The 5,105-nt window shown below is 34.6% G+C and carries 4 protein-coding genes; all 4 read left to right on the forward strand.

Annotation, left to right across the window (positions count from 1 at the left end; genetic code table 11):
- Nucleotides 1–665 precede the first annotated feature (665 nt).
- Nucleotides 666–953 carry an HU family DNA-binding protein gene (locus tag F6K40_RS21100; RefSeq protein WP_293139070.1) on the forward strand — a complete coding sequence of 96 codons (288 nt, stop codon included), beginning with the start codon at nt 666–668 and terminating at the stop codon, nt 951–953.
- Nucleotides 954–966: 13 nt separating this feature from the next.
- On the forward strand, nt 967–2,028 hold the full coding sequence (gene cobD / locus F6K40_RS21105; RefSeq protein WP_293139094.1) for a threonine-phosphate decarboxylase CobD: 1,062 nt from the start codon (nt 967–969) through the stop codon (nt 2,026–2,028).
- A 465-nt stretch (nt 2,029–2,493) separates the two neighbouring features.
- The gene (locus F6K40_RS21110) at nt 2,494–3,957 is read left to right on the forward strand and encodes a dihydrolipoyl dehydrogenase family protein (protein WP_293139071.1); all 1,464 of its coding nucleotides are present in this window, start codon (nt 2,494–2,496) and stop codon (nt 3,955–3,957) included.
- Between the two features lie 644 nt (nt 3,958–4,601).
- On the forward strand, nt 4,602–5,036 hold the full coding sequence (locus F6K40_RS21115) for a DoxX family protein (RefSeq protein ID WP_293139072.1): 435 nt from the start codon (nt 4,602–4,604) through the stop codon (nt 5,034–5,036).
- Nucleotides 5,037–5,105 lie beyond the last annotated feature (69 nt).

A 5,105-nucleotide genomic window follows, 5' to 3' on the forward strand; every position in this document is an offset into this window, starting at 1 on the left:
AGTTATCCCTACTAATTTAGATTTTTGATTTGGGATTAGTAAATAGTCAGAGGTAAAAACCTTTGACTTTAGAGTGCTTCACACAATGAGATGGAACTGCCTAGAAAAACTCAGACGTCTTAGTTATCCCTACTAATTTAGATTTTTGATTTGGGATTAGTAAATAGTCAGAGGTATAGTCAGAGCAAAAAACCCTAACTTTAGAGTGCTTCGCAGAATGATATTTAACTCGCCACAAAGATAAGACAATCTAATGAAAAAAGTCCTTTAGGGAATCTACAATAGTATTTTTAGGCCCAAAATATAATGAAAAACTAAAGAAGTCTAGAAATCTAGATAAATTAAAGGTTTCACCACTCCAGATCGCTCAAGCACAGATTAGAATAAACCAGTGAAAGCTAGATTGTATAGGGTTTTCAGGAAAAAAATCCTAATGTTATCCCTGAAACTAACGCTTATGATAGGCAAAAGGATATGGGAAAGCATTATCAGTCAAAGGGTCTGATGTTTTGGTAGTAAAAAGAAAAGGTTAAAGCTAATAACAAAAAGCCTAATAGTTCAAAACCTATCAATAGTATCCAAAGCCCTTACTTACTTGAATTATGGATTTACTGATAACTAAACCCTGCTAGAATATCTTGTCCAAAATAAAAAGGAGTATCTCAATGAACAAAGGTGAATTAGTGGACGAAATTGCCAAAAAAGCCGAAGTCACGAAAAAGCAAGCCGATGCTGTACTAAGTGCAGCCCTAGAAGCTATCATGGATGCTGTAGCCAGCGGGGACAAAGTTACCCTAGTTGGCTTTGGTTCATTTGAACCAAGAGAACGCCAAGCCAGGGAAGGTCGTAACCCCAAAACAGGTGACAAAATGAAAATACCTGAAACTACAGTACCTGCCTTTTCTGCTGGTAAATCTTTCAAAGAATTAGTTGCCGAAAGAAACGGTAAATAATAATCATCCAGCTTTGAGTAAACCAGTACACGGAGGAAACTTAGCTTGGGCAGCCACAATAGCAGGTTGCCCAGAATCCGCTATTCTTGATTTCTCAGCGAGTATTAATCCTCTGGGGCCACCTGATTCGGCTATCCAGGCTATTCAAACTAATATCAGCAAACTTAGAGCTTACCCAGACCCCAATTATCAGGAGTTAAAGAAAGCTCTTAGTCTGACTCATCTTCCTCTGACTCCAGAGTGGGTTTTGCCTGGCAATGGTGCAGCCGAATTATTAACTTGGGTAGCCCTAGATTTATCAAAGCTCGAAACAATTTATTTACTAACCCCTGCCTTTGGTGATTATCGACGTGCCCTGAAAACTTTTACAGCTAATGTGATTGAGTATCCTCTAACAATCGGGGAATCGAAATTAACTCAATTACAAATAGAAGCTAACAAAAATAAAGGACTACTGCTCAATAATCCTCATAATCCCACGGGAATGTTGATGGATCTAGAAACAATAGTCCCTTATTTAGAAGAGTTTGGTTTGGTAGTGGTAGATGAAGCATTTATGGATTTCTTACCACCACCCCAACCCCAAAGCTTAGTACCATTGGTGACCAAATTCTCAAATTTGGTCATTTTACGTTCTCTGACTAAATTCTACAGTTTACCAGGACTAAGACTAGGCTATGCAATTTCTCATCCTGAACGCCTCCGGAAATGGCAAGAATGGCGAGATCCATGGCCTGTAAATAGTTTAGCCATAGCTGCTGCTCAAGCAGTTCTCCAAGACCAAGTTTTTCAACAGCAAACTTGGGATTGGTTAGCAGATGCTCGTCCTCAACTATTTGAAAGTTTGGCCGAGTTACCGGGTTTACAACCATATCCTGGAGCAGCTAACTTTTTATTAGTCTACTCGCAAAAGTCTGTTGACTGGTTACAAACAACTTTACTAAAACAACATAAAATTTTGATTAGAGATTGTTCAAGTTTTCCAGAATTAGGCGATCGCTATTTTCGAGTAGCTGTTCGTACCCGAAAAGAGAATCAAAAGTTAATTGATGCTTTAGCAGAAATTTTGAATTGAGGAATGAGGAGTCAGGAGTCAGGAGTCAGGAGTCAGGAGTTAAGAGAAATGGGAATTGTGGAGGAAGTAGTCGGAAGAATAGTTCCTGAATTTTTCTGCCCTAGTTAGCCCAAAATGATAACAGGCATGAAGTTGGGCGACCTAAAAACTGGTATTTTTTTCGACCTGAAAAGGCTAAAACTTTTATCTATCAATGCTTTGAAATTTAATCAGCAAAGCAATAATTAAAGATAGTTTTCATTATCGACTGTCCGTTATCAATTAATAAGATTTCCGTATTTGATTTAATCCTCTCGGTTTTAACCAGAGGTAATTATTTATTATAGCAGGGAACAGGGAACAGGGAACAGTGTTTCCTGGTCTAAGATTTATCATCAGTCCATGTCCTAACCAATTCTTTCTTAGCTATATCAATTATTAATTATTAATTATCAATTATCAATTATGACTATATTTTTATAAACTATGCTTGACTACGATGTAGTAATTATAGGTGGAACAATAACAGGTATTTATGCAGCTATTACCGCAACAAAACTTCAAGGTCGTGTTGCTCTTATAGAACCTTCTCCTACAGAAATAAATACAGTTATATCCCCCATTTTTGACAATACCCAAGGATTTCATCACAACCAAATTATTAATCAAATAGCAAATTTTGTCGAACAGATACACCACAAACAAAAGTTTGGTATATATCAAGACAATGACAATTCTGATGAAATTTCGGTGAAGTTTAAAGAAGCAAAAAAGTATGCTGATTATGTAGTTTCTAATCAACTAGCTAAATATGAACCAGCAGTTTTAGCAACTTTAGGAATAGACGTGATTTTTGGTGAGGGAAAATTTGTTGATCGCCCTCAGTTAGCTTTTGTAGTAAAAGGAAGACATCTACGTTCAAGAACATATCTATTAGCTACTCCATCTCAACCTATAATACCGGCAATTCCAGGATTAATAAGTACGGGATTTATTATTCCTAAAAAAATTCAACAACTATCTAAACTTCCTGAAACTTTAGCTATTATTGGTGGCAACCCCAGTGGAATAGAAATAGCACAAAGTTTTTCTCGATTAGGAACTAAAGTAATTATAGTAGTCAAAAGTTCTCATATTTTAGGTAAAGAAGATTCAGAAGCAGCATTTTTAGTTCAAGCTCAGTTAGAAGCAGAAGGTATTAGAATTTTAACTCAAACAGAAGTATCTCAAGTGAGAAAAATAGACGATAAAAAATGGATTTTAGTAGGAAACGAAGCTATAGAAATAGATGAAATTCTCTTGGCAGCAGGTAATAAACCCAACTTGGAAAATTTCAATCTTGAATCAGTAGGAGTGAAGTTTAATAGTCATAAATTATTATTAAATGAAAAACTACAAACGAGCAATTCTAGAATTTATGGTTGTGGAGATTTAATAGGAGGATATTCATTTCCTCATATTGCTAATTATGAAGCTCAAATAGCGATAAAAAATATTCTCTACTTACCTATTTTTTCAGTTAATTATAGTGGTATTCCTTGGGCAATATTCTCAGAACCAAAATTAGCAAGAGTTGGTTTAACCGAACAACAAGCTAGACAACGTTATGGAGAAAATGTATTAGTTTTTCGGCAAAATTTTAAAAATATCGATCAGGCACAAATTTTAAGTCAAACAACAGGATTTTGTAAAATTGTCGGTCATCGCAATGGGAAAATTTTAGGCGTTTCAATAGTAGGAAATCAAGCAAGCGAGATAATACATATCATGGCATTAGCTATTCGTCAAGGAATAAAAATAGAAGCGATCGCTGAATTACCTCATATTTGGCCGACTATATCAGAAATTAATGCTCAAACAGCAACAGGATGGTTAAGGCAAAAACAAAAGCAGAATAAAATAGTCAAAGATTGGTTAGAAAATTTATTTCATTGGCGACGCTCATTATGAATTTAGAATTTAGAATGCAGAATGCAGAAATTATGAATTTATACCAATTTGATCAATGTTTCCTACAAATAGCTAGGGCTTGCTGATTAAATCTAAAAGTATTGAAAGAGCAAGGTTTGAGCCTTTTTTATCGTCAGAAATACCTGGTGCGTGAGCTGCTTCATGCTTAAAAAGTGAGGATGAAAGGGTTGACGCTCTTGCTGAAAAATCACGAATTAAATTCTCCCTCCTGCCTTCTCATTCCCCATTCCTCCTGTCTCCTGTCTCCTGTCTCCTGACTCCTACCCTTACTCATAAGACTTTTTCAGCAAACCCTAGCTAGAGTATTTCTTGGAATTCTGAATTCAGAATGAATAGATTTAAAACCAGTTTTTAGGTTGGAAACTCTCTTTTTTGTCAAAGGGATTTCCTAAAAAATCTTTTTATTGCACTTATTATTCGTAACATTCTTTTTTCAAATTGGTATTAGAATGCAGAATTATTAAATTAATAATTTATTAAATTAACCATATATATTTTTTTAATTCTAAATTATAAATTATTGAATTGCCTATTCCTAATCATAAGTATTGTGCTAAATTTCAAGCTATACCTAATATTAAAATGTCAATATTTGTAGATACAAATTTTATAGGAATAATAGAATGAATAACATTGAAACTCCAATTTTTCTCAAACGCCAAGACGTAACTTTAGCTTATACACTATTACGAATAATATTCGGAATAAACTTCTTTGTACATGGTTTAGTCCGAATTGGAAATATGGGAGGATTTATCGAGAAAATGGTAGAGGACTTTCAAGGTATAGCACCAAGCTTTCTAATTATACCATTTGCTGCTTTAGTTACTCCTGTAGAATTAATTTCTGGATTCTTAATGATAATTGGATTGCAAACACGCAACGCAATTATCGCAGGTTTTGCATTAATGATGCCATTAATGTTTGGAATTTGTTTGCTTCAAAAGTGGAATGTAGCAGCATCTCAACTTATTTATTGTTTAGTTTTTTTTATCCTTTTAGCAGGTTGTAGTCTCAATAGTATTTCTGTAGATCGACTTATTCGTAAGAGAAAATAACTGTCGATTTTATGTGTAAAAATTGATTCCTAAAATCTTGCTAAAAAATATCTCCTTTTTCTTCTCTTA

It is taken from the genome of Okeania sp. SIO3I5 (assembly GCF_010672085.1).
GTDB lineage: Bacteria > Cyanobacteriota > Cyanobacteriia > Cyanobacteriales > Microcoleaceae > Trichodesmium.